23 protein-coding genes are annotated in these 23260 nt (G+C 56.2%); 14 read left to right on the forward strand and 9 right to left on the reverse strand.

Going from position 1 to position 23260, the window contains the following annotated elements; all coding sequences use genetic code 11:
- Window positions 1-32: 32 nt before the first annotated feature.
- A complete protein-coding gene (locus tag LCM31_RS09195) occupies window positions 33-539 on the forward strand; it encodes a DUF2141 domain-containing protein (RefSeq protein ID WP_224869380.1) in 507 nt (168 codons plus the stop codon).
- Window positions 540-563: 24 nt separating this feature from the next.
- Here LCM31_RS09195 and LCM31_RS09200 read toward each other — a convergent pair whose 3' ends face one another.
- The 4 genes from LCM31_RS09200 to LCM31_RS09215 are packed head-to-tail and all read right to left on the reverse strand — an operon-like array spanning window position 564 to window position 5138.
- Window positions 564-2036, reverse strand: coding sequence for an aldehyde dehydrogenase family protein (locus tag LCM31_RS09200; protein ID WP_224869382.1), 1473 nt, complete (start codon window positions 2034-2036; stop codon window positions 564-566).
- A gap of 17 nt (window positions 2037-2053) precedes the next feature.
- Window positions 2054-2920: an isocitrate lyase/PEP mutase family protein gene (locus LCM31_RS09205; protein ID WP_224869384.1), complete on the reverse strand. Its 867-nt coding sequence runs from the start codon at window positions 2918-2920 to the stop codon at window positions 2054-2056.
- A gap of 28 nt (window positions 2921-2948) precedes the next feature.
- A complete protein-coding gene (locus LCM31_RS09210; protein ID WP_224869386.1) occupies window positions 2949-3764 on the reverse strand; it encodes a hypothetical protein in 816 nt (271 codons plus the stop codon).
- Between the two features lie 12 nt (window positions 3765-3776).
- On the reverse strand, window positions 3777-5138 hold the full coding sequence (locus LCM31_RS09215) for an MFS transporter (protein WP_224869388.1): 1362 nt from the start codon (window positions 5136-5138) through the stop codon (window positions 3777-3779).
- Between the two features lie 321 nt (window positions 5139-5459).
- Between LCM31_RS09215 and LCM31_RS09220 the strand changes: the two genes are divergently transcribed.
- Both LCM31_RS09220 and LCM31_RS09225 read left to right on the forward strand, forming a co-directional pair.
- Window positions 5460-7175, forward strand: a complete 1716-nt coding sequence (locus LCM31_RS09220) for a carbon-nitrogen hydrolase family protein (RefSeq protein WP_224869390.1) — start codon at window positions 5460-5462, stop codon at window positions 7173-7175.
- Window positions 7172-7897 (forward strand): hypothetical protein, encoded by a 726-nt coding sequence (locus LCM31_RS09225; RefSeq protein ID WP_224869392.1) that lies wholly within the window; start codon window positions 7172-7174, stop codon window positions 7895-7897. The genes LCM31_RS09220 and LCM31_RS09225 overlap by 4 nt, the downstream gene beginning before the upstream one ends.
- Window positions 7898-7970: 73 nt before the next feature.
- Here LCM31_RS09225 and LCM31_RS09230 read toward each other — a convergent pair whose 3' ends face one another.
- The 4 genes from LCM31_RS09230 to LCM31_RS09245 form a co-directional block, all read right to left on the reverse strand.
- Window positions 7971-8753, reverse strand: coding sequence for a GntR family transcriptional regulator (locus tag LCM31_RS09230; protein WP_224869394.1), 783 nt, complete (start codon window positions 8751-8753; stop codon window positions 7971-7973).
- A gap of 70 nt (window positions 8754-8823) precedes the next feature.
- On the reverse strand, window positions 8824-9804 hold the full coding sequence (locus LCM31_RS09235; protein WP_224869395.1) for a polysaccharide deacetylase family protein: 981 nt from the start codon (window positions 9802-9804) through the stop codon (window positions 8824-8826).
- Window positions 9801-10760 (reverse strand): polysaccharide deacetylase family protein, encoded by a 960-nt coding sequence (locus tag LCM31_RS09240; RefSeq protein ID WP_224869397.1) that lies wholly within the window; start codon window positions 10758-10760, stop codon window positions 9801-9803. Before LCM31_RS09240 ends, LCM31_RS09235 begins: the two co-directional genes overlap by 4 nt.
- 18 nt (window positions 10761-10778) lie before the next feature.
- On the reverse strand, window positions 10779-11450 hold the full coding sequence (locus LCM31_RS09245; protein ID WP_224869399.1) for an isochorismatase family protein: 672 nt from the start codon (window positions 11448-11450) through the stop codon (window positions 10779-10781).
- Between the two features lie 188 nt (window positions 11451-11638).
- On the opposite strand from LCM31_RS09245, the gene LCM31_RS09250 reads away from it, so the two are divergent.
- The 11 genes from LCM31_RS09250 to LCM31_RS09300 all read left to right on the forward strand — a co-directional run bounded on the left by LCM31_RS09250 (window position 11639) and on the right by LCM31_RS09300 (window position 21526).
- Window positions 11639-12304: a hypothetical protein gene (locus LCM31_RS09250; RefSeq protein ID WP_224869401.1), complete on the forward strand. Its 666-nt coding sequence runs from the start codon at window positions 11639-11641 to the stop codon at window positions 12302-12304.
- 32 nt (window positions 12305-12336) lie between these two features.
- Window positions 12337-13008 carry a glutathione S-transferase family protein gene (locus LCM31_RS09255; RefSeq protein ID WP_224869404.1) on the forward strand — a complete coding sequence of 224 codons (672 nt, stop codon included), beginning with the start codon at window positions 12337-12339 and terminating at the stop codon, window positions 13006-13008.
- A 204-nt stretch (window positions 13009-13212) separates the two neighbouring features.
- Window positions 13213-13524: an REDY-like protein HapK gene (locus LCM31_RS09260; protein ID WP_224869406.1), complete on the forward strand. Its 312-nt coding sequence runs from the start codon at window positions 13213-13215 to the stop codon at window positions 13522-13524.
- A gap of 25 nt (window positions 13525-13549) precedes the next feature.
- Complete coding sequence (locus LCM31_RS09265) at window positions 13550-14401, forward strand: SDR family NAD(P)-dependent oxidoreductase (protein ID WP_224869408.1); 852 nt, start codon at window positions 13550-13552, stop codon at window positions 14399-14401.
- Window positions 14402-14425: 24 nt separating this feature from the next.
- Entirely contained in the window at window positions 14426-15325 is a 900-nt protein-coding gene (locus LCM31_RS09270; RefSeq protein WP_224869409.1) for a polysaccharide deacetylase family protein, read from the forward strand.
- Complete coding sequence (locus tag LCM31_RS09275; protein ID WP_224869411.1) at window positions 15325-16158, forward strand: HpcH/HpaI aldolase/citrate lyase family protein; 834 nt, start codon at window positions 15325-15327, stop codon at window positions 16156-16158. The genes LCM31_RS09270 and LCM31_RS09275 overlap by 1 nt, the downstream gene beginning before the upstream one ends.
- A 20-nt stretch (window positions 16159-16178) precedes the next feature.
- Complete coding sequence (locus LCM31_RS09280) at window positions 16179-16697, forward strand: MaoC family dehydratase (protein WP_010130715.1); 519 nt, start codon at window positions 16179-16181, stop codon at window positions 16695-16697.
- Window positions 16698-16722: 25 nt separating this feature from the next.
- Window positions 16723-17892: an acyl-CoA dehydrogenase family protein gene (locus tag LCM31_RS09285; RefSeq protein ID WP_224869413.1), complete on the forward strand. Its 1170-nt coding sequence runs from the start codon at window positions 16723-16725 to the stop codon at window positions 17890-17892.
- The gene (locus LCM31_RS09290; RefSeq protein WP_224869415.1) at window positions 17892-19088 is read left to right on the forward strand and encodes a CaiB/BaiF CoA transferase family protein; all 1197 of its coding nucleotides are present in this window, start codon (window positions 17892-17894) and stop codon (window positions 19086-19088) included. The genes LCM31_RS09285 and LCM31_RS09290 overlap by 1 nt, the downstream gene beginning before the upstream one ends.
- Before the next feature lie 39 nt (window positions 19089-19127).
- The gene (locus tag LCM31_RS09295; RefSeq protein WP_224869417.1) at window positions 19128-20243 is read left to right on the forward strand and encodes a CaiB/BaiF CoA transferase family protein; all 1116 of its coding nucleotides are present in this window, start codon (window positions 19128-19130) and stop codon (window positions 20241-20243) included.
- Between the two features lie 107 nt (window positions 20244-20350).
- Window positions 20351-21526 carry an aromatic ring-hydroxylating dioxygenase subunit alpha gene (locus LCM31_RS09300; RefSeq protein WP_224869419.1) on the forward strand — a complete coding sequence of 392 codons (1176 nt, stop codon included), beginning with the start codon at window positions 20351-20353 and terminating at the stop codon, window positions 21524-21526.
- A gap of 232 nt (window positions 21527-21758) precedes the next feature.
- On the opposite strand, the gene LCM31_RS09305 is transcribed toward LCM31_RS09300, so the two are convergent.
- Window positions 21759-23204: a sodium/proline symporter gene (locus LCM31_RS09305; RefSeq protein WP_224869421.1), complete on the reverse strand. Its 1446-nt coding sequence runs from the start codon at window positions 23202-23204 to the stop codon at window positions 21759-21761.
- Window positions 23205-23260 lie beyond the last annotated feature (56 nt).

Genomic DNA, 23260 nt, shown 5'->3' on the forward strand with positions numbered 1-23260 from the left:
GATATTCCTATTACACCAAGGAGAGCTCTGTAATGATCAATCGAATACTGTGTGGTTGTTTTGCCGGGCTTGTCGCCCTTTACGGTGGTGGGGTTGCAGCGGAAGTTAGTGAGGCCACCGGAGTTTCTGAAATTGCTGAGGCGGTTAGTAGCGAGGCCGATGGAGAAGGTATCGCAGCCGTAACGCTTACCATCGCCAATATCCAGTCTCAGGTCGGGAAATTGTATATTTCTGTGTACGATTCCAAAGATACCTTTCTTAGCGAAACCAAGGTCTATGAGCTGATAGCCGGTCTGGAAAATCTCCAAAACGGTCAACTCGAAGTTATGATGACGCTACCCTATGGTGCTTTGGCGATCGCCGTCCATCATGATAATAATGCCAATGGTGAAATGGATCGGAATTTTATCGGAATCCCGAAAGAACCGGTGGGCTTGTCTAATGGCCATGTGCCAAAATTTGGCCCGCCTAAATTCTCCAAGGCAGTGATCGAGATTTCAAAGCCCGAGCAACAGATGTCTATTGCACTGGTAGATTGATACTCTGGTTCTTAGAGGGGCGCATTAGCGCCCACCCAGTGGATCCTGCGGAGAAAGACCAACTACCCGGGCTCCGGTAAAGAATTCAATGGATTGGCCATGTCCCTCTTCACCAAGCCCTGACAGTCCCCAGGCTCCGCGCGGCGTTCCTTCACCGATACTCAGCAAGCTGTAGCCATTGATCTTTACTCCACCCGTACGCATCTTGCGGGCAAATGCAAAGGCCTTTTCTTCGTTCTCACTATATACATAGCCGGCAAGACCAAGGTCGGTGCCGTTGGCCAGGGCGAGTGCTTCGTTGTCATCACGGAACGTGTGAATCGTGGCAACGGGGCCAAAAATTTCCTCGCGGGTATCCTCGGGGCGACAACCATCGATCAGGGTCGGGGCAATAAAGTTACCTTCCAGCTGTGGTAGTGGAGTCGCCGTCAGTATCTCCCCACCGCAACTCCGCAAACGCTCGATGTCCGATTGCACCTGCTCAAAGTGACCGCGGTGTACCAGCGGCCCCATATCACTTTCCTCATCGAGGGAGTGGCCGATACGAACATTCGCCAGCTGGCTCATAACCTTATCCAGCAGGCGATCTTTCACCGATTCGTGTACCAGAAGGCGTCCAAGCGCGCGGCACCACTGTCCATTGAGATTGGTCATCCCATACACAATGCCGGTAGCGGCGAGGTCCAAGTCGGCATCGGCAAATACAACGAGCTGGTTGTTGCCGCCGAGTTCCAATTGCGTAGGCACGAAGTCGTCTGCGCATGCGCGCGCGATCGCGCGCCCGCCGGCAAGTCCGCCCGTAAATGAGACGGCTTTGATGCGCGGATCCTCTACTAGCTGTGCGCCGACAGTGCGATCACCCAGCGTCAGCTGAAATACGCCCTTGGGCAGCCCCGCCCGGTCTGCGGCGCGCGCCATCATGATGGCCGAGTGCGGCGTAAATTCGGAAGGTTTGAGAATACACGGCGCACCCGCGGCGAGGGCACTCGCCACTTTGTGAGAGCCGATCGCGGTTGGGCCATTCCATGGAGCAATCAGCAGTGCGGGGCCCCAGGGGCGGCGCAGATAGTCTACCGGGCCGCGCGGGCCGGGTACTTGTTTGTCCAGATGTCCTTCGCGCAGATAAGCAGCCGCGCCGCGGAATACGAACGGCAGCATCTTGGCCATTTTTCGGGTGGTGCGTACAATCGCGCCCGATGTGAGGCTGTCGGCCGTACTGATGGTTTCTGCGTATTCCGCACCGCTCAGTTCTACCGCCATCGCTTCCAGGTGCTCTGCGCGCTCCTCAGCAGGCGTGTCTTCCCAGGTGCCTGCCTGGTAAATGCGGTCGGTGGTGGCAAGTGCGGCCTGAATCTGTTCCCGGTTCGAGTTGCGGCGTCCCTGAATGGGTTTGTCCGTATTGGCGTCGTGCAAGCTGCGCTCGCGGTCGATAGCCGGTGTGGAAAATGCACCGTCGATGTAGTTTGCAAGTTCCGGAAGCGAGTAGTCACGGCTCATAATTGCGTACCGTTTTTTTATTCGTATTGATATTTTTTGCCCGCCGCCAGCAGCTCGTCGGCGCCGAGCAGGTCGTTCACTGTGGCCAGGTCGATCATCTGATTGCGCAGTTCGTTGAGGTGGCCACTTTGAGCGAGCTGCGCCAGCAATTTCTGTGCTGCAGGAATGAACAGGTGGAGCAGTGACGCGGGGAACAGGGCGATGCGGTAGTTCAGTGCTTGCAGTTCATCCGCCGACTGGACAGGGGATTGGCCACCCTCAACCAGGTTATGGATAAGGGGCGTCCGGCTGCCCAAACGCTCGCCAATAATCTGCATTTGTTCGAGGTTTGCCGGCGCTTCAACAAAAATCGCATCGGCACCTGCCTCTAGGTAGTGCTCCGCACGCTCCAGCGCATCGTCAAACCCATTGACCCCAAGCGCATCGGTACGGGCAAAGATCAATGTCTCGTCACTGTGCCGCGCGTCCAGCGCCGCGTGAATCTTGCCCACCATTTCCTGACGGCTAATGACCTGCTTACCACGCATATGGCCGCAGCGCTTGGGCATCAGCTGATCTTCCATTTGCAGCGCAGAGGCGCCGGCGCGCTCAAAGGTCGTCACGGTACGCTGTACATTCAACGCATTGCCAAAACCGGTATCGATATCCACGATCAGCGGCATGGGCGTGCGTTCGCGAATCACCGCTACTGATTCTGCCACCTCGGCGGCGCTGACAATGCCCATATCCGGACGGCCGAAACGGGCGAAAGACAAGCATGCCCCGGACAGGAAGGCCGCCTTGAATCCGGCTTGTTCCACCAGTCGGGCGCTCAGGCCATCATAGATGCCGGGTACGGAAAGTACCTGATCTCCGGTCAGTAACTGCCTCAATGAATCCGACATGCTTGCCTCTTGCTCTTCGCCTGGAGAGTTACTCGCTGCGCTCTTCGGCACACAGAATACGTACCAGGCGATCCGCCAGTGGCTTGCCGACCAAGCGCTCAGCGATGGGGTTCGCAGGGTCAAGGTGCACGATATTGCGGCGGATCAATTCGTCGCGCTGTTTCAGTTGCGCGCGTGTTTCTGCATCCTGTACAGCCTTTGCTTCGTGAACCAGCTTTAGCCAATGATCTACGTAAGCGAAAATTTTCGGCTCCACCTTTTCGCGGTAGAAGTCCAGTGGAACGATACCGGCCAGTGCCACAGGCGACAGGGAACCGCGGATAAATGGCATTGCGGCATTAAACGGTTTTACGCCGGCCTCGAAAATTTCTGCCTGCAGGCTCATGTAAATGTCATTCAGGGGAGCAAGGTATTCCCGCAGGTGCTCGGGGTAGCTCAATGGCTCGTAGCGCGGCATCGGGTCGATATAGAAAAATGCATCGGGCAGGGTGCCAAACGCCATGCCCAGGTGCGGCACATCCACGGAGTCGTCCAGATAGATTGTCAGATGAATATTGGTAAATGTATTCTGCGGTGTGCCGATATTGGAGTGAATGATCCAGTCCACCGGGGATTGGTCGCCGGTGAAGGTGCGCATGCGGCCAATGTGTTCACCCTTCAGGTTGTCGAAGCTGTGCAGGTCCGCGCAACGGAGGTCTTCTTTCAGTGACAGGCTGCTTTGTATTTTTTCCCAAATTTTGTCGCGGGTGGTCATTACCGCGTCAAAGATTTCGCTGGTGTCGATATTTGTATCGCCGGCGAGATGAGTGAAAAATTCTTCTGTCAGATTTTCAGTGTTTTCCATATCAATAGTTCTCTATTGGCTGGTTGCAACGGCAGAGACGGTCGACGACTCAGGTGTTGTGGTTTGACGAGTTAGCCGCTTGCTGAGCCAAATACTCCAGATACAAACGGCAAAATTGAGGAATCCGAACAGCACGAAGGGCGCGCTGGGTGAAACTTTTGCGAACAGAACACCGCCGCCAGAGGTGCCGAGTAAAATACCAAATGCACCGGCAACGCCGAAGAAGCCGATAGTCGCACCGCGGTAGGCTTCCGGTGCCTGCTGGCCCACCAGCGCCTGACTGCTGACGAATGCACTGATTTCAGCAATACCCATCACAAATAGCAGACCGATCACCCAGTTGGCGGTCGGATCCTGGATCAGGAATACCGCGCTGTACACAATCGCGGCGAGCCCGGATGCCAGGGCGACAGCGTTTACGCGCGAAGTGCGGTCTGCAATGCGCCCCATAATCACCGAACCCAGCAGGGCACCGGCGACGGTTGCCAGTACCCGCGGCACTGCCAGTTGAAACATCGCCTCACTAGCGGTCATGCCGAGTTCGCGCGTGCCGTATTGCACCAGCCAAAGGGAGATAAAGGCTCCGGTTACCGCAAGGTCGCCGCGGGAAATAAAAGCCGCACCATAGGACAGGGCGGTTTGCGGATCCCGCGCCGCCTTGAGGCCGCCCAGCAGTGTCTGTGCGAGTGATTCTCTGGCCGCAGAGGCGGTCTGAATAACTCTCGGTGCCAGCCCGAACAGCGCCACAACCGCGGCGACAATTCCCAGGGCGCCGCCTACGGCAAATGTCAGTTGCTGCGCTGCCAGTTCATCCATGCCGCGACCACTAAATACTTGCGGAAGGCTGGCGAGAATAGGGGGGATAAAGGCGCCCAGTGTCGCGGCCAGGGCTTGCAGGCCATTGGCGCGACCGCGGGAAGATTCGCTCGCGTAGTCGGCAACCACCGTCACCATCATTCCGATCATCGCGGCGCTACCAACCGCGACCAGCATACGGTAGGCGAACAGCTGTGTAATCGAGCTGGCGTGCGGGTAGAGGACAAAGCCAATACCGGTCAGGGCGAGACCGAACACGTAGACCGGCCGGCGGCCGATACGATCGGACAGTGCTCCGGCAGAGCCAAGCAGCAGAATAAAAACAAGTTCCTGCATGGCACTGAGGTAACCGGTCACCATCGCCTGAGTGTCCTGGGCAATGCCCATTACATGGAGTAGCCCGGGCTGTAACACCGCAAGGGCTCCCGCATACCCGGAGGAAATAAATACGGCGAACAGGTAGGTGGCAAAGTTGCCGCGGGAAATGCCGGCTGCCAATTGGGCACCAAGCCAGGATCTCGATGCTTGGTTGTTTGGGGTCAGGTTGTTTGTATCCATTGTGCAGCGCCTCGCTGTTGACGGATTTTCCCAGCTGTTTTCATTTTTATTACGAGACCGTCCATGAGTGTACATGGCTACGGGGTAAATGTGGCCGGCACACGTTGCCTCTGTGGTCAGATAGAGAACGCCTCTAAATAGCCCGGTAGCTTATGCCAGCGGTTGCGGCTAAGTCGGTCTAACTGGGTCGGTCTAACTGGGTCGGTCTAGAGGGGTAGTGTAATAAAGTTATATCAATAGTACAATTGGCTCAAAAGAGGAATTTATCCAGTGTCCCGGTGGAGTATAACTTTGCCGGGAAATAGCCATGCCGGGGGAACTATGCCTAAGGTCGCCGCACTGCAATTTGCTACCGGAACGGAAGTTGATGAAAACCTAGCCACCTGTATCCGCATGATTGATCGCGCGGCTGCGGATGGGGCCAAGCTGATGGTGTTGCCGGAGTTCTGTAACCGGATCTCTTGGTATCGTGATCTGGACCAGGCCTGGGAGTGCGCGTTGGACCTGGATGGCATGTTCCTGCGGGCCATAGCGGCGCGCGCACAAATGCACAAGAGCTATGTGCTGATCAACGTATCGTTGCGGCGTCAGTACAAGAAGGGAGAGAAACCGGTCATCACCGTGACCTCGCTGTTCTATGGGCCAAATGGTGATCTGCTCGGGGAGGCAGACAAGCAGAGCCTAATGGGGCATGAGAACGACTTCTTCACACCCGCGACCCGGGCGGCGGGGCTCGTGGATACGGAGCTCGGAAGAATCGGGTTTATCGCCTGTCGCGATGGCATCAGCTTCGAGCCTTCTAGGCGTCTGGCGTTGGCCGGGGCCGATCTGTTGTGCAATTCCCTGAATTCCTTTGCGTTTGATGAGGCGAGCCTGCATGTGCGGGCGCGTGCCGCGGAGAACCGGCTATTTATGGTGGCGGCGAACAAGGTTGGGCCGCTGGTGCCGGAACAGGAGCTGGCGCAGGTTAGTGCAATGACATCGATTCCCGAGTCATTACTGTATGGCGCGGGCGAAAGCCAGGTCGTCGGCGTGGATGGGCGCCCAGTGGTTGAGGGCAAACGGGGCGTTGAGCAAGTGGTGATGGCCGAGCTGCCTGACCGAGATGCCCGGCTGCGGTTGAGCATGGGCGCGCTTGCCCGCCGTCAGTCTTCGCTGTATGAGGGGCTCAAGCAGAGTGCGTTGACGCCTTCGAGTGAGGCTGAGGAAGAGGTAAAAGTCGCATTGATAAGCCCGCAGGGTATTGGTGTCGAGGCGATAGGGCGCGCCGAGGAGCTGGTTGTGGATCTGCCGGAAAATGTCGCGCTCGCGGTATTGCCGGCGTGTTTCCCGGTTGTGGATCCCGCACAAGATTGGGCGCGCACCATGCAAATGTGCCGCTTGGCAGAAGAGCGCTTGGCCGAGGTAAGCCGTAAAAAGCGCATCGCTATCTGTACAAGTGTGATCGAAGAAGGTGTGCACGGCTGGCACCACGTCGGCATTCTGCTCGATGAAAGCGGGCGTAGGCTGGTGCAGCCGCAATTGCATCGTTGTGCTATGGGACTGGCGCCGGCGGGCAGTGTGTTACAGGTGTTTGACTTGCCCTGGGCGCGGGTTGCACTTTTGGTTGGGGAAGATTGTTTCTACCCAGAGCTATCCCGTATGGCGGCGCTCAAGGGTGCGCACTGCGTATTGGCGGTGCCCTCGCTGCGAGCGAGTCGCGGCAGCAGAAAAGACGAAAACTTACCACTGCTAATGGCCGCGCGGGCTGCGGAAAACCGCATCTGTCTGGTTGCGGCAATGCCCGGTACCGATGGTGGGCTTGTGGCCAGCCTGGAGCGGGAGTTTACCCTGTTGGAACCGTGGCGTGAGCGTCACTTCGACGGCAACATCAACAAGCCGATTATGACGCGCCAACAGGGGGAGTTGACGGTGGCGGCACTGCACCCGCGCGCTGCGGTCAACAAAATGCTTTCCTCCAATACGCATCTGTTGCGTGATCGTGCGCATCAGTCCACGGATCACTTGCTACAAGTGGCTGCGGACACGGCGGAATGATACCGAACGACACTTTTCCTCCTCTGGCAACCGGGCGCTATGAATATCAATGCGACGGCAACCCGGTACCACTCGCGGAGACATGGCAGCTGCGACAGTCTGGTAGCGGCTATGAAATCTCCAGCGTGCGCGAGGTGCCATCCCTGTCTTTGCGCATAAGCGCCTGCGTAAGGATCGAAAAATCCGGCGGTATGCGGGGGCTGCTGAAATGGTGTGAGGATGGCGATGTACCACTCGCAGTAGCGACCTACCGGTGCGACCCCAGTAATCAAGGTAAGCCCAGTAACGCGCGCTATCGTTTTCGCCGCCCGGGCTCACCAGCGCAAAGCTTTTCTGCGGCTGAAATGCATTTCTTCCCCCTCATGCGGATTTTCGCAGGTCAGCTCCTTACCGGACTTGCCGCCGCTGGCGGGCGCGGGGAAATCCTAGTGCCGTGGATTCAGGACCCGGGGCAGCGAGACAATCTGTTTATGCCGGATGTCTCCAGTCGTCGGTTGGACTACTTGGGGCGGGAATCGGTAGGGGAGACGGTAGGGGTTAGCAGCGAGCCGGTTGAGCGTTATCGCTATTCCGGTGGCCAGTATGACAATGGTTCCGAATACCTGCTGCGCGATGGCCTGCTGCGGGAGTACCGCTGGGTGCAGGGTAGTAAGGAGTGGCAGGTACAGTTACAAGACTTCAGCGGGCAGTGGCCGGGTGCGGTAATTTGGGGCTATGCCTGAAGCCTATTCATGAGGCCCATTCATGAGGCCTATTCATGCAGCCATAGCCCGCTAAACAAATTTCTTGCCGGAATCAGAGCTCGTCTGCTTTCAGATCCATCTGGTACTGGAAGCGGTCGGGGTGGTAAAGCACGTGCATCAGATCCACCAGCTGTTCCTGGCCATTCACTTTTGCGTAGGAGCGGCGTGTCAGGCTAAGCAGTGGCGCGCCGACGGTGGTTGCCAGTTCGCGCGCGCTTTCCTGCGTGGCGGCTTCGGCGCTCAGGGTCTGGGTTACGTGAGAAATTTCCAGGCCCTGCTTGCGGAACACCTCGAGTCGCGGAGTTTTCTCAAACTGTTTGGCCGTTACTTTGCGTTCCAGGCCGGCAGTCCAGCTGACGTAGTAACCAAAGGGCGCTCCATCACGAGAGCGGGTGCGTTCCAGGAGCAGCGCCGTGTCACCGGTTTCCAGACCCAGCTCCTCGCGAATTTCGGCGGAGGGCTGCAGAAACTCGCAGCTGCGCACCTCAACCTCGGAGTGCCGCGCCATGCTTTCGATTTCTTGCAGCATGCCTACCAGTGGGGCCTTTACGGGCTGTTGCTGATATTCATAAATGACGTGCGTGCCTTTACCGCGCCGGCGTTCTACGAGGCTCTCTGCTGCCAGCTCGTCCATCGCGCGCTTGGCGGTAATGCGGGATACGCTGAAGGATTCCGCCAACTGCAGTTCCGTAGGCATTTGGTCACCGTGCTCAAGGGTTCCATTTAAAATGGCATTCTTCAGCAGCGTGTAAAGCTGGAAATACAGGGGGGAATGCGACTCTTCCGACAGCGATTCTAATTGCTGCTTGCTGAAAAGCGTATTGATGGCATCCATAGCATCGAGACCTTCTGCCCGGCGAAAAGCGCTAATGATATATCATTTTATATCAAATGGCAGCCGGCGCTTACGCCGGCTCCACCATCGCCTGTTCACATTGCTGCAGAAGAGTATGTGCCGGTGCGCTAAACACGCCCGGTTGTGCGGTAATAAATTCGAATGCACGCTCAAGATACGCAATTCGATGAGGTTGCCCCAGCATCCATGGGTGGATGTTGAGAGCCAAAATGCGGCCACCCAGGGTTTGCGCTTCAGAAAGTAGAAAACGGCACGCATCTTCTATCTGTTCCGCGTAGGAGGTTTCGGAGTGCAGGTTGTTACGCAATATGAACTGGTCTTCCAGTTCTGTCGAAAGAGGCATCGCCCACAGCGCACCGCTGTTGGTGTTGAAGCGGTAGGGCATGTCGTCGTTTACCCAGTCACAAAAATACTCAACGCCCTGTTCTGCTAGCAGGGTGGGGGTGTTTTCGCTGTGCACTTTGCCGGGGCTCAGCCAGCCGCGAACCTCCTGACCACTGGCTTTGCGCAGGGAGCCCAGAGTGCGGGAGATCAATTCTTTTTCCACGCCTTTCGATTGCCCGCCGTAGTGGGGGCTGTCCATATTCCAGCCGTGGGCAATCAGTTCGTCACCGCGTTCGCGCAGCAGGTGAAGCAGGTATGGCGCACGCTGTACAAGTTCGCCGTTCACGGCAAACGTCGGCTTGATGTTGTATTTATCCAGTGCGCGCAGAATGCGGTAGATGCCGACCCGGTTGCCATAGTCTCGCAGAGAAAAGTGGCGCAGGTCGGGGTAGGGCATGGTCATGCCCCCGGCCGGTGGAAATGGCAGGCCGCGTTGATTGAGCGGAAAAAACTGCAGGCTGACGTTGACCCACAGGGCCAGTTTTCCCTGTTGCCAGTGTACCGGCTTGCGATTGGTCAGCATTTCCCAGGAGTAGAGGTCGTGGTCCATGCCGTAGTGACGCTGGGGGTATTGGAGGTGCTCTGGAGGCAGGGCTTTTGTATCACTCATGGCCTTTTTTTCGCTCATGGCTGATTTCTCGCTCATGGCTGTACCTCCTGAGCCGCGGAAGCATTTTTTGCTTGGATGTCTGCCCGCGCGGTGTCGTAATAATTCTGCAGGTAGTATTCGGCAATTTCGCGGCCAGTGGTTACCCAAACGTCGGAGTGGCCGGTGATGTATTCGAGCGCCTCTTCAAACGCGCGCAGGCGGTGGGGGCAGCTTACCTGGTAGTTGTGCGTGGGAATGCACATCACGGTGCCGCTCTCTGCGCCCTCCTGGTAAAGGCGGTCAAAATTATCTCGCAGCATCTGCCCGTAGCGGCGGGGTTCCACTTTGTTGACCACGTAGGCAATGGTGTCGTTCATTTCCAGCGAATAGGGTACGGACACGAAGCGCTTGCCGCTGCGCAAGTTGATTGGTGTGGGCTGGTCATCGTGGAACAGGTCGCAGGTGTAAAAGCCACCTTTATCGCCAAACAGCTCTGTGCCGGTTTCCGCGAACAGGTCGAGAGTCTCTTCCGAATGCGACAGCGCCGGGGCCAGGTATCCGGCGCACTTCTGGCCGGTGTGCCGATGAATCGTTTCCATTGAATCGCGAATCATGTCCCGTTCCTGTTCGCTGGACATGCCGTATGTATAGCGGGTGTTGTAAATCCCGTGGCTGAAGAACTCCCAGTTGCGCTCGCGGCAGAGATCGATGATTTCCGGATGGTGATCGCACAGTGCGGTAGACAACGAAATGGAGCCGCGAATGCCGTATTTGTCCAGCAGGGCCATCTGCCGCATATGGCCGACCCGGTTGCCATAATCACGGATGCTGTATCCCGGCACTGCAGGACTGGGTTGCGGCCACGCTTTGCGGTGTGGGTTTGCCGGCGGGTTTAGCTCATAAAACTCAATATTTGGTGCTACCCAGAACGCCACGCGCGCTCCATTCGGCCAGCGCAGCTTGGGTCTTTCGAGGTAGGGCCAGTAGTCGTAGAAGCCGGGGTCGGATCGCATGGTCAGTCTCGATATTGCTTATTCGTTGTTGCCGTTTTCCAGCCACTGGAACACCTCTGCTACATCCACCACATCGGCATACTTGAGCGACAAATCGGTGAGGTTGGCGAAGTGGTAACTCTCGTGCTTGTCCGCGACACACTCTTCCGGAACGATGGTGCGATAACCGCGGGAAAGGCTGTCTACCGCCGTCGCGCGGATGCAACCGGAAGTGGAGCCGCCGGTAATGATCACGGTGTCCACCTGATGCCACACCAGCAGGGATTGCAGCTGGGTTTCAAAAAAGGCGCTGGGCATTTTCTTGCAGTAAATGACATCGCGCAGGCGGTCTATCTCCAGCCGATCGTCGAACTCGGTGCGGGTGGAGTCGAATTTGATATTTTGCAGGGAGTCCGGGGTGTCGGTGCGCGTACCCCAGATGCCGGCATCTTCACCGGACTCCATATAAGCCACATGGGTCCAGATGACCGGCCAGCCTTTGGCGCGGAAGCTTTTGGCCAGTTCATTGGTGTAATGCATCTGGTTGGGGTCGGTCTCGTACGCGGTTTTGAACAGGTCGGTACGCGTATAGGCCTTTTGTGGGTCCACATTCACGAGTGCGGCCTTGCGGCCGAAACCAAAGCGTTTGCGAGCGGGGTTGGCTTTCACTTCCAGGTAGATTTCTTTGGCTGTTTTCGTTGTGGTTTCCATAGCGAATACCTGCAGTGTGGTTGAGTGATGACGGTTACCCTGTGATGGGCGCCAAGGGCTCATAGTTCGTCTTACGGCGTCATATCGGGCCATGGTAGCAATCCACCGGCCCCTGGGTTTTGACTTATAGCAATGCGCGGGGGTTTTCTTGCGGTATGGTGAGGGGAAACCAATAAGAAGCTATCCCTATGAGTGCTTATCTGTTTGTAAAGTTGCTGCACAATCTGTGCTTTGTTTATTGGCTTGGTGGTGATCTGGGCACTTTTTACGCAAGTCGCTACGTCACCCGGTCGGATCTTTCCCCGCAGGCGCGCAGTACGGCGCTTACCATCATGATGGGATGCGACCAGGGGCCGCGCTTCTGTATGCCGCTGATCCTGCCGCTTGGTTTGCAGTTGGCGTACATGTCCGGGCAGTGGGCGGTGGCACCATTCTGGCTGTGGCTATCTTGGGGGCTGTGTATTGCGTGGTTTGCACTGGTGGCAACCCTGCATTTCGCCCACGGCAAACCCTTTATCCCCGTGTTGACCCGTCTCGACTTCTATCTGCGTGTCGTGTTGATCGTGGGCTTGCTGGGGCTCGCGGGCTACGCACTGGCAACCAATTTCATTCTTGCGGCGGATTGGCTGGCGATCAAGCTGGGTATTTTTGCCTTGCTGGTGCTGTGTGGCTTGTTGATACGTATGCGTCTGGTGGCGTTCGGCGCTGCGTGGGGCAAGCTGATGGCCGGTGATAGCAGTGATTCTGTCAATCAGACCATTCATGGTTCTATCGCCTCCTGCCGACCATTTGTCTATCTAATTTGGCTGGGGCTGCTGGCAAACGCAGCTTATGGCTTGCACCTCATTTATTAAATCCAGTAAGGCGCCAATCGAGGAAGTCACCCATGAAGCTCGCACCCATGAAGCTCTACAGTCTCCCGCACTCTCCTTACGCCACCCGTGTTCGCATGCAGGTGCGGTTGGATAACCTGCCTGTTGAGGTGTTGCCGTCGCCCGTGCCACTGCGCACCGAGGCGTTTTACGAGCGGTTTCCTCTGGGCAAGTTGCCGGTTCTTGAGCTGGGAAGCGGGGAGGCGATTGCCGAGAGCTGGGCGATTATGGAATTTCTCGCGGAAACACCGGTAAGCGGTGGCAGTGCGCTGCTCCCTGAATCGCCGCTCGAGCGCGCGCAAATGCGTATGCTGGCGCGCTATGCAGACCTGCATCTGGCGGTAAATGCCTTGTTCCCGCTGTTTCGAGCAGTGATGGCCGGCGGCGATGTCGATCGAGATGAAATGGCAAAAGGTCTCCACGCCGAGCTGGCGAAAGGTGAGCGCTTGATGGCCGACTTTGGCAGTGCGCGCGCGCTGAATCTGGGGGATTTGGCGTTGGCGCCCACCATGCGCTACCTGGAGGAGTTGTCCCCGGTAGTGGGGGTGGATGCACCGCTCGCAGCGTTTCCCGCGCTTTCCGCCTGGTGGCAGAAGGTCAACGCCGTGGATGCGATCAGTGAGACCTTGCAGGAAATGGCGGTGGCCTACCAGAAGTTTGCTGAGGGCCTGGCTGCGAAAGCCTGATTTCTCTTTTGCCGTGCCTTCGAGTGTGTTTGTTCGCGGGTGCGGTGGTTCCTTATTTGAGTTTTTCGGTGCCAAAAGGCGACTCTTTAGCGGCTTGAAATACCTTGCTGCAGGCGGAGTTGGCGCACCAAATGTTATATTGACATAACAATATCTCAAGAATAGGATGTTGGTGACATTCACTTAACCGTCGGAGCGCCTGCCATGGCTACCATGATCGTTGTGCTGTTCAACCTCAAACCCGGTGTTAATCCGTCCGATTACGAGCAGTGGGCTAACACTACCGATTTGCCCACGGTGCGCGATTTGGCATCGGTCAATCAATTTTCTGTACTGCGTAGCACCGGCCTGCTCGGGTCTGACGCGTCCTCCCCATACCAATACGTTGAACTGCTCGAAGTAAACGATATGGAAAAGTTGGGCGCGGATGTATCCAGCGAGACGATGCAGCGCGTTGCGGCGGAGTTCCAGCAGTTTGCCGACAACCCGCAGTTCATTTTGACCGAAGCTATTTGATCAACGACAACGGAGAGCGTGGCAGATGGAAGCATTGGGCAAATATCCGGAGCTGAACGGCAAGGTTGCCGTGATTACGGGAGCCGGCCGCCGCAAGGGGTTGGGCGAAGCGATGGCGCGGCGCCTGGCAGCGGAAGGCGTCAAAGTGGTGCTGACGGATATCGGCCGCGGGCAGGGCGAGAACCTGCCGGAAAACGCGGTTGGTACCACGGCGGAAATGGAAGAAATCGCCTGTGAAATTCGCGATGCCGGCGGCGAAATTGCCACCTTTTCCTGCAACGTGCTGGAGCCTCAGGAAGTGCAGTCCGCAGCGGAATTTGCCCTGGGGCATTTCGGCAGTCTGGATATCTGGGTCAACAACGCCGGCATTGGCTACCTGATGGAACCCATCGTTGAAATGGCCGTAGACAAGTGGGACGCCGTACTGGGCGTCAATCTGCGCGGTACCTTTCTCGGTATCAAGTACGCTGCAGAAGTCATGTTACGACAGGGACGGGGTGGTCGAATCATCAACATCGGCAGCCAGGCCTCCAAATCCGGCTTTGCCCATGCCGCTGCCTATACCGCATCAAAACATGGAATGGTCGGGCTCACGCGTTCTGCAGCACAGGAGCTGGGTCCCGAGGGAATTACGGTAAATACCATCTGCCCAAACCATGTGACCACCGGCCTCGGTGCCTGGCAAAACGCGCACTTTTCCGAAGTGACCGGGAAAGGGCACGACCGCTATATGGAAGATATGCGTGCGCGTATCCCGCTGGGGCGCCCGGGGTTGCAGGAAGATATCGCTAAAGCGTGCGCGTTCCTGTGCTCCGACGAAGCTTCCTATATCACCGGGGAGGCAATGAATGTCTCCGGCGGTGAGGAATATCACTGATCCGCTTGTGAGAGATTATCGGGTATGAGCAAGCAAGTAGCGTGGCCGGACAATGCGCGGCTGGCACTGTCGATTGTTGTTAACGTTGAGGAAGGCTCAGAGAGCACGCTGCTCGATGGGGACCGCGGCCCAGAGCCCGTTGATGAGCTGGGGGTTGCCCCGCGTAAGCCCATTCGTGCCCACGCCAATGAAAGTAATTACGAGTACGGCATTCGCGAGGGTTGGCCGCGCATACAGACGTTGCTGGAGCGCTACCAGGTGCCGGCAACCTTCTGTGCGGCTGCGGTTGCCCTTGAACGGGCGCCGCAGATTGCTCAATTTATTCGCGATGGTGCGCACGAAGTCTGTAGCCACGGTTACCGCTGGCAGCATCAGTTTGCCATGGCCGAGGATGAGGAGAGAACCTTTATCCGCGATGCCATTAGGTCCATCTCCGAGACTACCGGACAGCGCCCCCGCGGTTGGCTGAGCCGCTACCTGCACACAGACAACACCCGTCGCCTGCTGCAGGAAGAGGGCTTCGATTACCACATGGACGACTACAGTGCCGACGCGCCTTTCTGGGCGCCGGTGCAGGGCTCTGACGACCCGATGTTGGTATTGCCCTATGCCATTGATTCCAACGATATGAAATTCTGGACGGCACCATCACTCACGCCAGATGCCTGGCTCGACTATGCCTGCCGTACGCTGGATACCTTGTTGCAGGAGGGTGCAGAGCAAACCCGCATGATGTCGCTGGGACTGCATTTGCGCATTATCGGGCGGCCCGGGCGTATTGGCGCACTCGATGGATTCCTGAAGTATGCCCGTGCCCAAGACGGCGTCTGGTTTGCGACCCGGGCGACTATTGCCGATACGTTTGCTGCACAGGTGCCAGCCAATCAAATCCGTGAACCACTGCGTGGCTGGGAGCGTTTCTAATGTTTGATGTTCGCAGCCTCCTGTTCGTACCGGGCAATCGTCCGGAGAGATTTGAAAAGGCGCTCGCCAGTTCTGCGGATGTCGTCTGTATCGATCTTGAGGATGCCGTACCGGTTGCAAACAAGGCGGATGCGCGCGCAGCAGTATGCACCTTTTTGGCTAGCTGTGACGCGGCGCTTTTGGCACGCCTGTGTGTTCGCATTAATGCGGTAGGGACAGAGGCAGGCAAGGACGATCTGGCAGCCCTGTCACAGAGCCGGCTGCCTGCGCGCTTAATGCTGGCGAAGACCGAAACGCAACATGATATATCCCAAGCCAACAGCTTGCTTGGCGGAGATGCGCGTTGGATCGCATTGATTGAAAGTGCCTCCGGCCTGCTGTCGTTGGATGCAATTTGTCAGGAATCCAAATTGGATGCGGTCATGTTTGGTGGTGCCGATTTTGCCGCTCAAATAGGTGCTGAGTTTTCCTGGGAGCCTTTGTTGTGGGCGCGTTCGCAGATTGTTGTGACGGCGGCTTCCCACGGCTTGCCGACCATCGATGTTCCCTTTCTAAGTGTGCAGGATTCTGCGGGATTGGAACAGGAAACTCGCCGGGTCTCCGCATTGGGGTTCTCCGGTAAAGCGGCAATTCATCCCGCACAAATTGATCCCATTCATCGGGCTTTTGCGCCTTCTGAGGAAGCGCTTGCAACTGCCCGGAAAATGCTAGATGCCTTTGAGCAGGCGAATGGTGGCGCGGTCGTTGTCGATGGCCGCATGGTTGATCAGCCCATCGTTGATAGTGCTCGTCGTTTGATCGCCCGATCAGACGCGGATAAAGAATTAGTCTGAATCGCAGTAGGAAAATAGCTATGGCTGGAGAAGTAAAACAGGTTGGTGAAAATCGGTACCGGGAAACTTTTGGACGTTTCTTTGACGACTTTACCGTGGGTGATACCTATGAACACCGTCCAGGTCGCACCATCACCGAAACCGATAACACTTGGTTTACGCTGCTGACCATGAATACCCACCCTGCGCATTTCGATAAGGAATACGCCGCAGGTACCGAGTTTGGCAAGCCACTCGTCTGCAGTCCATTTACCGTGGCCCTGATGGTGGGTATGAGCGTGACGGACATTAGCCAAAAAGCCATTGCCAATCTCGGTTGGGACGATATCCGCATGTCTGCACCACTGTTTGTTGGCGACACACTTTACGCCGAATCGGAAGTGTTGGAGAAGCGCGCGTCCAAGTCTCGCCCAACCCAGGGCATTGTTACCGTGCGAACCCGTGGTTTCAATCAAGACGGAACTGAGGTGTGTTCTTTTGTCCGCAAGGTGCTGGTTTGGAAGCGCGGCGCGGAAATGGAAGACAAAGTAAATTACTGAGTGCGAATAGTTTCAGGAGACGGCGATGAGCTGGAGTGCAGAAGACGAGGCCGCGATCCTCGATACCATTGATAAATTTGTTGCCAATGATGTCGCACCGATTGCACGGGAAAAAGACCTGGCCGATGAGTATCCGCACGAATTGGTAGAGACCATGAAGGAGCTCGGCCTGTTCGGTGCCACCATTGGTGAAGAGTTCGGCGGACTTTCGTTGTCGGCATCGACCTACGCACGGATCGTGCAGAAAATTTCCGCAGCCTGGATGGCGCCTGGCGGTATCTTTAATTCGCATCTCATTATGGCCGCTGCAATTGAGCGTTTCGGTACCGAAGAGCAAAAGCAGCAGTATTTGCCACTGATGGCCGAGGGTACGCTGCGTGGCGGTATTGCACTGACTGAGCCTAACGCCGGTACGGATTTGCAATCCATCCGCTGCGTGGCGCGTCGCGAGGGTGACGAGTATGTGGTGAACGGCAGCAAAATGTGGATCACCAATGCGCTCAACGGTAACTGCCTTGCATTGCTGGTAAAAACCGATCCCGATGCCGAGCCACGTCATCGAGGCATGTCCATGCTGGTCATCCGCACCAAGGATGATGAAGGTAATTTGCTGCTGGGTATCACCATCAACAAGATCAAGAAGACCTGTTATCGCGCGATTGATACCGCGGAGGTTGTGTTCGAAGACTTTCGTGTTCCCATCGATCAGCTGGTAGGAGGTGAGGAAGGTCGCGGATTCCACATTGCAGTGGGTGGTCTTGAACTTGGGCGCATTAACGTTGCCGCCCGCGGAGCAGGCATCGCACAGGGGGCACTGAAGCTAGCGCTGCGTTATGCCCAGGAGCGCGAAACCTTTGGCAAGCCGATCATTAAGCATCAGGCTATTCAGCTGAAATTGGGCGAAATGGCTTCTAAGGTTGAGGCGGCCAAGCTGCTGGTGGACCAGGCAGCGCGCATGTATGACAGCGGCCAACGCTGCGATCTGGAAGCAGGTATGGCCAAGTATTTTGCCAGCGAAGCGGGGGTGTTCTGTTCACAGGAAGCGATGCGGATTTTCGGCGGCTATGGCTTCTCCACCGAGTACGAAATTGAGCGCTATTATCGCGATGCCATGCTGATGTGTGTGGGCGAGGGCACCAACGAAATGCAGCGCATCATTATTGCCAAGCAACTGGCGGCACGTGAGGCCATCTGATGGAAACGACAAAACCCCTGTCTGGTATCCGTGTCATTGCTGTTGAGCAGTACGGGGCGGGTCCGTTTGGCTCAATGCAGTTGGCGGACATGGGGGCGGAAGTCATCAAGATTGAAAACCCCGCGACCGGTGGCGATATCGCGCGCAAATCCGGTCCGTATTTTCTGGGTGATAACGACAGCGACTTCTTTCAGACCTTCAATCGCAGCAAGAAGAGCCTGACGCTGGACCTGAAAAGTCCACAGGGGCGCGAAATCTTCGAACGCCTCGTACGCAGTGCGGATGTGGTAATGAACAACCTCCGCGGGGATCAGCCCGCGAAGCTCGGGTTGGATTATGATCACCTGGGGGCTATTAAGCCGGAAATTATCTGCGGGCACCTGTCTGCTTACGGCAGGGACAACGACCGCGCCAACTGGCCCGGCTATGACTATCTGATGCAGGCGGAAGCCGGCTTTATGGACCTTACCGGTGAGCCGGGGGCGCCGCCCGCGCGTTTTGGGCTGTCTATGGTCGATTTTATGAGCGGCGTAACACTGGCGATGGCGGTGTTGGGTGCTTTGGTGGGTACCTTGCGTGGGGGTAGGGGGCGCGATGTGGACGTCAACTTGTTTGACGTTGCGGTTACCCAACTGACATACCCCGCCACCTGGTATTTGAACCGAGGCCATGAGACGGAGCGTGTCGCACGCTCGGGCCATCCCTCCGCGGTACCTTGCCAGATTTATCGCAGCGCCGATGGTTGGGTCTTCGTCATGGCGATGACAGAGAAGTTTTGGCAGATCCTGGCGGAAGGCCTGAACCGAGAGGACCTGCTGGCGGACGCCCGCTTTAGCTCACCGGCTGATCGCAGGCAGCACCGGGAAGCGCTATCGGAAATACTCGACGCCGAGTTTACCAGTCAGCCGAACGCTTATTGGATAGATCGTTTTTCCGGCAAGTTGCCGATTGCACCGGTAAACACCTTTGCCCAGGCCATGGATAACCCCTGGTTGGCGCAAACCCAGATGCTGCAGCCGGTGGGACATGTTGATAATAGTCAATTCAGGGTGCTGGCAAGCCCGTTAAAATTTGACGGAAACAGGCCCTCTGGAACCGGTTGCTCGCCACTAGGCGCAGACACCAATGAACTCCTCGATGGACTCGGGTACACAGCGGAAGATGTCGCACGTTTGGCCGCGGATCGAGTCATCTGAGTAGGGCGCGTATCGGCACTGACAAGAGATAGTCTTTCTATGAAGTTACAAGGTATCCGCGTCGTCGACCTTTCTCTCTTTTTACCCGGCCCACACCTGACCATGATGATGGCAGATCACGGTGCCGAAGTGATCAAGGTAGAGCCGTTAAGTGGCGAACCAACCCGTAACATCGGGCTGCGTAAAAATGGTGAAGCGGTTTGGTTCAGAAATACGCATCGCGGTAAGAAGAGCGTCTGCCTGAACCTGAAAAACCCCGAGCAGAAGGCGCAACTTCTTGCGCTCATCGATAGCGCTGATGTGTTTGTCGAGGGGTTCCGTCCTGGTGCCATGGCCCGTTTGGGGTTGGACTACGAGACCCTCATCGCCCGCAATCCGCGACTGGTCTATTGCTCGATTTCCGCATTTGGCCAGACTGGAGAGAAACGCTTAAAGCCGGCGCATGATCTCAGTATCCAGGCAGAATCCGGAACAGTATTCCTCAATGAGGGGAGCAATGGTGAGCCGTGTTCTCCCGCCATGCCTGTGGCCGATATTGCCGGGTCATTGATGGCGCTATCGGGCATACTGATGGCGTTACTGCGCCGTAGCGAGACCGGGAAAGGCGACTATCTGGATATCTCCATGCAGGACAGCCTGATTGCATGGCTGCCCAATGCGGTGGGGCCTGTTTTCGCCGAAGGCCGGTCTCCGGTGGTCAAGGATGAGCGTTCCTGGGGCGGGAATGCTATGTATCGAATTTATCGCACCAGTGATGACTGCTATTTGACACTGGGCGGCAGCGAAGTGAAGTTTGCTGAAAACCTGTTTGCCAAATTAGGGCGTCCTGAGCTCGCAGAAATCTGCAAGCGTGCGCCCGGTGAGCAGAGTGAGGCGATCGCTTATCTGCAAGCTGAGTTTTCCCGCCGCACCCTGGCCGAGTGGGAAATCTGGTTTGATAGCCTGGATGTTTGCTGGTCGCCGGTACGTCAATTGCATGAGGCGCTGGACGATCCGCACTTAAAAAGCCGTGAAATGGTTTTTGAGGACGAGCAGGGGAACCGGCATCTTGGAGTGCCAATTAAGTTTCTCGAGGAGCCCGCACTAGTAAATACGCGATTGCCGGAACTGGGTGAGCACAATTTAAGTTTACTCAATGCAGGTCAGGAAGCCTGACACAAAAATGCGTGACAAAACGTAACCTTTATCAGAAAAATAAGTGATCGTTGACGAACAGCATTACGTAAAAATGTCGAGATCAATAACACACTGAGGCGCTAATCATGTTGACGAACCTTTGGTACGTGGCGGAGTGGTCAAAAACGGTAAAAGATAAACCTGTTCGGGTGAAAATGCTTGGCCAGAACTTTGTCCTTTTCCGGGACAAATCCGGCAAGGTAAATTGCCTCAGCGATGTTTGTATCCACCGCGGGGGTTCACTGTCGAAAGGTTGGACCACCAAGCGTGATTGTGTTGCCTGCCCGTACCATGGCTGGGAGTTTGATGCCGAAGGTAAGGTGCAATTTATCCCATCCCGCGGCGAAGGATCTGCGATCCCAGAACGCGCGCGTATCGACGCCTATCCCACAGAAGAACGTTACGGAATGATTTGGGTGTTCCTCGGTGATCTTCCAGAAGAAGAACGCTACCCAATACCGGAATTCCCAGAGTATGAAGACAAGGCCAATTGGCGTCCGGTCGAAGTAGAGTACAACTGGGAAGGCTCCGTCGATCGGGTGGTAGAGAATGGTATCGATATTGCCCATACCGCGTTTGTGCACCCCGGATTCGGATATCCGGAAATGGCCGACAAGAATGAAATTCTCAAGGTCAATCGCGGCGAGTATTGGGGCTCCTCTGATAATGTACTTTACCCTCCTCAGCTGGAAGGCAACTTTGGTCTAAACAAACTTTTCCGTGCGGATAAAGCGGCGACCTATGTAACTCCAGCGTTTTACTTGCCCGGCCACTGTGTGCGCTTGCATATCAAGGTTAATTCCTGGATGGAGATGATCATCTTTGATGCGAACACGCCGATCGATGAAAACACCACACGCTCATTCGCGGTGCAGGTGCGCAACTTCTTCAAGTGGCCGATATTCGATGGCGGGGCGAAAAAGCGTACCAAGCGGGTCTTTGGCGAGGATGGCGATATTGTTGCAGATCTTTCCCCGAACTACCTGCCAGAATCTCTCGAACATGAAGTATCGGTGGAACAGGACAAGTTTATGAGCGCCTGGCGAATGATTCGCCGCAAGCATATCGAAGAGAAGGGCTGGAAAATTGATACCAAGGCGATGAAGCCATATGAAGGAGAAAAGGTGTTTACCATTCCTTCGCCTGCGCGCCGCCTGAACCCACACTTCAAGTGGGCTTTGGATACGGTACCGCTGATCGCGCCGACCCGACGCGCTGTCGCTGCGTCGGCGGAGGAGCCGGCGTCAACGGAGCCGGTCTGATATAACGGGCGACAAACAGCGTCGCCCAAGCTTAGACAACACAGTCAGAGCACAAAAGCTAGAGCACAAAAGTTAGAACACAAAAGTTAGAACACAAAAGTTAGAACACAAAAGTTAGAACACAAAAAAGCCGCGCATTTGCGCGGCTTTTTTTGTGCTTGTGACAGCGGCGAGTTCGCGTCAAGCCTGGAATGGGGGAGTGTCTGGCGGGCATTTTTGGTCCATTAACGCGTTACTCAATTGCTTGTTTACGGTTAACGCGTACGGACAACCCCATAACGAAGAAAGGGAATAAAAGTACCAGCGTGGCCGCGGTAAACGGGATCAAGCGCTCCGCCCAGTCGCCGGTGGTGTTCGGGAAAAGTGACAGAACCACTGCAAGTATGAAGCCTGTGGCAATGGAGCGTATCACGCTGGCAGGCGCGAGTTGCATCCCCGCCAGCCGGGCCAAAATGGTGGGGCCAAACGCGGAGCCAATTGCGATCCACGCGAACAGCACACGCTCGAAAATCGTGGCAGGCAAGAAGAGCGCGATCAGTACGGCGACGACGGTGACGGCCAGCATAGACAGGCGTGATACCAGTAGCGCCCGTTGTGGCATAAGCCGTTGCAACCGGAGGTCGTAAGAAATTGTTGAGGCTACTACGAGTAGCATGCTATCGGCAGTAGACATAATGGCGGACAGCACTGCAGCGAGTAATACCGCGGCTACCAACGGATTCAGGAGTAAAGAGGAAAGCTCGAAGAACAGTGTTTCCGGGTCTTGCAGGTCGGGCAGCAATATCTTGCCCATAAGGCCCAGGCTGAACATGCTCAGAAATACGATGGAAAACCAGCTGATTGATATCACCCGCGCCTGCTTAAGTGCGCGCGCATCTCTGAGAGCCATAAAGCGATGCAGGAGGTGCGGCTGCCCCAGCGTGCCGATGCCGATAGCCAGACTGCCGGCGATAAATCCAAACGCGGAAAGCCCGACATTCTTTCCAGTCAATGACCATGCTTTCGGGGTGAACAGCGAGGATTCACGGATCGCCTCCCAGCCGCCGATATTCATAAATGCAACGGTGGGTAGCAATACCGCTGCAAACAGCATCAGCCCACCTTGCACGGTGTCGGTGATACTGGCCGCCCAGAAGCCACCCAGGTAGGTGTAAATGGTGATGATCACGGCACCGAGTATCAGACTTTCGATAAGCGGCATGTCGAATGCGGAAGAAAACGTGGTGGCGGCCCCCTGGAATTGGGCAGCAATGTAGACCACGAACGAAAGCAATATCACCAGTGAAGCCACGATGCGAACACCCTGATGTGTGTCGGCTTTATCGGTACGCTGATCTTCCGCAAGAAAGCTTGTAAGGGTGATCTGATCTTTCTCGCGGGTGTAGCGCATCAAGCGGGGCGCGATCCATATCCAGCTGAAAATGCAGCCCAAGACAGCACCAGCGGCGATCCATATCGCGGAAACGCCCAGTACAAAGGCGACGCCGCTCATGCCGAGTAATGTCCATGCTGAGGCGCTGCTGGCGCCGTAGCTGATGGCGGCAACAACCGGCCCAAGATTGCGCCCACCGAGGAAATAGTCCTTGGTATTGGTGGTGCGTTTCTGTGACCAGAAGCCGATTAACAGCAGTAGTGCTTTGTAAATAATCAGCGTGTACAGGGCGGCCGAAATATCCATGCAGGACCTATGATGCGTTGATTTTATTGGTATAGGACGAAGTGAATATCTCAGGT

The organism is Microbulbifer agarilyticus (assembly GCF_020171345.1).
Classification (GTDB): Bacteria; Pseudomonadota; Gammaproteobacteria; order Pseudomonadales; family Cellvibrionaceae; genus Microbulbifer; species Microbulbifer agarilyticus_D.